This window comes from Mesorhizobium sp. M1E.F.Ca.ET.041.01.1.1 (assembly GCF_003997355.1).
GTDB lineage: Bacteria > Pseudomonadota > Alphaproteobacteria > Rhizobiales > Rhizobiaceae > Mesorhizobium.
The window spans coordinates 1-2816 of sequence record NZ_RZSL01000688.1 but is presented as its reverse complement, the minus strand read 5'-3'; the positions used below and the strand labels follow the sequence as shown (position 1 = coordinate 2816).

Here is a 2816-nt window from a genome sequence, read left to right as displayed (position 1 = left end):
GTTTTATAGCGCTGCGCAGGCCTGGCGCATTGAATTTTCCCACAAAACCGCGCCAGCCGGTCAGCGTCGACCAGCTGGACAGACGCCGGCGCACGGTGTTCGGCGCGTGCGGTCCATCGACACGCAACAGTTTGGCCGACTTCAACGCCGCGGTCACGTCTCCCGGCATGCCGTGCGAAACGTCGGTTTCACGCTTTGCGGGATCCCACAGGTGATGCGCGACGAATTTGATCAGCAGCGCCTCCGGCGCCGGCCAGGGCAGCGAAAAACCGGTCGCGGCCAGCGACCACGCTTCGAGGTAACCGAGATCCGAGGCCAGGGCGCGCAAAGAATTTTCGCCGATGCCTTCCCTGGCGAGATGGCGCAGCGTGGCGACGTCGTCGTCGGTCAAAAGTTCGGCCAGAAAATCGCGCCGGTCGAATGGCAGCACCGAATCCAGCGCATCGAGTGCCTCCGCGCGGCGCAGCTTTTGGTCGGATGCGGGCTTTGGCAGCCGGAGGTCCATGGTGCTCGCTTAAAACAGATACGGTTCGTCTGCCCAGGCGAGCAGCACGGCTGCATCGCGGTCTGGCAGGCGCACGCGGCCTTGGCGCAGGCCGTCAGCGATCGCATCGCCGACGTCCGGATCGACCCAGTGCCCGTGCGTCATCAAAAAGAACCAGGCGAAGGGCAGGCCCACCTCGGCGTCGATCGCCTCGATGCGCTCCATCAGTCGATGCACGGAGACGCTGTCTTCCGCCAGCAGCTGTTCGCTGGGGAACCGCAGAGGTCGCGGGATAAAGCCGATCTCGCGCCGGTCGCGATGCTCAAGATCGTGAATGTCGAAGGCCCAATGATCAAAGATGCGGTGGTCGCAAGCGCTCGACCGCTGCCAGTCGGCAAAAAAGCGGTTTTCGCGCGGCACAAAATCGAACCAGTCCGGATTGGCGTCGAGGAACGGAGTATCCCGCTTACTCTCGGAGCCGACCTCGTGAATGACACGGTTCTCGAGTCCCGGTCGGCGCGCCGCCCGCTGTTCGCGTTCGATGCGCGCCTGGCGCGCTAGAAAACTGCGCATGTGAACGATGCCGCCGCCAGCGCGGCCGCGCAGCCGGTAGATGGGCCCGGCAAGCACGGGCGCGACCGCATCAGGCTCGCGCCGCACCCAGGACGGGTCCAAAAGATCGTCGGCGTTATGAGGGCGATAATCGGGATCGACCACCGGTCCGGCCAAAACCTCGATCTCGCGGCCGAGCGAGAGCTGGACAAAATCGGCGACGCCGAGGCCGGTGGGCGCGAAGGCGAAGACGCTGGCGCCGCGCCATTCGGTGAACCGGAGGTCGCCGCTTCGGTGTCGGTTCCAGAAGGCAGTGAGGTCGCCGCTCAGGTCGGCCAGCTCGCGCTCGACCCAGGCGCGATGGTCGCCAATGCGTGTGCCACTGGGGGACAAAACGGTGCGGGCGTCGCCGCGCCAGTAAAAATCGTCGATCGAGGCTGCGGTGAATTCAAAACCGGGGAAGGCGTTGGCAAGAGCAGGGGCGAGCTCGGCGTCGGCCGACACCGGCTCGAGGCTTTTCAGGACGGCTTGAACGGAAGCGATATCGGGCAGGCGGATCGGCTCTGCGGTCATAGTGGCGTCCCTTGCGCGCGAGGTCGTCCACGCAAGCGGACGAACCAATCCACTGAACCAGGCAGACGACAAGCGCCGAAACCCTACGTTTCCAGGCCTGTCCAGCGATCCAGGGTGAGGAGTTTCGCTGATTTGCGCCGCCAAATCCATCACTATCGATAAGCGGTCATTATCGATAGGGAGATTTCTTGCCAGAATCATCACCTGTGACGGAAGTTACGTGAAACATAGCTTCTGTTACGCGAATCGGCTACAACAGAATCAATGGCTTACAATTTCTCGAGCTTGTCCCTAAACAGCCTGATCGGGCCGCTCGCGCGCGCCGATGTCGGTTTTACTTCCCGATTTCAATTGAAGCGCTAAGGTGAAAATCCTGCATGCCCCGGCTACGCCACTACGGCTGCGGTCGGGGGAGGGAGGGCCTTCTTATAGCCCCGACGCCTTGGTGAGGTTGGTCCGGAACCGATCGCGCCGACGCTGATATTTCCGGGTCATTTCCGCCGACGCATGGCCGAGCTGCTTCTGGACGTAGCGCTCCTCGATCTCGGCCGACGAGGCGAGCCCGGACCGCAGCGAATGGCCGGCGAACAGCAGGCCGCGATCGGCATCCGGAAGATCGGAGCGGATACCGGCAGCAAGCACCGTTTGCTTGACCAAGCGGGCGACATGCTTGTCGGAGAGCCGCTCGACGTCGACGGTCTTGTTGTCCTTGAAGATGCGGCGGAAGAGGGGCCCTCGCGCGATGCGGCCGTACTTGATCCAGGTCTCGAGCGCCACCACGGGGCAGGTGTGGTCGCTGGAGCCGCGGCCGACCTCGACCTCGCGCCAGCGATCGCCCTTGCCACGCAGCGTCACCAGCACGCCCTTGCCCGGAAGGATCTCGATCCAGCCGGCGCCGTCGCTGTCATCGTCACGCGTGACGTCGAGGCCGACGATCTCGGAACGGCGCAGGCCGCCGGCGAAGCCAAGCAGGAGCATGGCGCGGTCGCGGAGGCCCCTGAGATCGTGACCAAGCGTGGCGATCATCGCAATGAGGTCGTCGCTGAGCACGGCCTCCTTCTGCCGCGGCGGCTTTGCGTGCTTGCGGCGGATGCCGGCGAGCACCGAGGAAATATGGCGATCGGCGCGGTCGATGGCAAAACCGCGCTGGGTAAAGTTCCAGGCGAGGCCGGAGAGCCGGCGCTCGATCGTCGAAACGGACAGCGCT

Annotated in this window: 2 protein-coding genes and 1 pseudogene; all 3 read right to left on the bottom strand. The window is 64.3% G+C overall.

The features are described from left to right. Positions 1-505: pseudogene (locus tag EOA38_RS32610) on the bottom strand (integrase); the annotation flags it as partial. 9 nt (positions 506-514) lie between these two features. Beyond that, complete coding sequence (locus EOA38_RS32605; protein WP_127301161.1) at positions 515-1609, bottom strand: hypothetical protein; 1095 nt, start codon at positions 1607-1609, stop codon at positions 515-517. 426 nt (positions 1610-2035) lie between these two features. Then, positions 2036-2816, bottom strand: a 781-nt coding sequence (locus tag EOA38_RS32600; protein ID WP_127301160.1) for a tyrosine-type recombinase/integrase, incomplete at its 5' end; no start/stop codon positions are given.

Coding starts and splice junctions, on each gene's coding strand:
- EOA38_RS32605 (WP_127301161.1), bottom strand. CDS start 1,609: ATGACCGCAGAGCCGATCCGCCTGCCCGATATCGCTTCCGTTCAAGCC.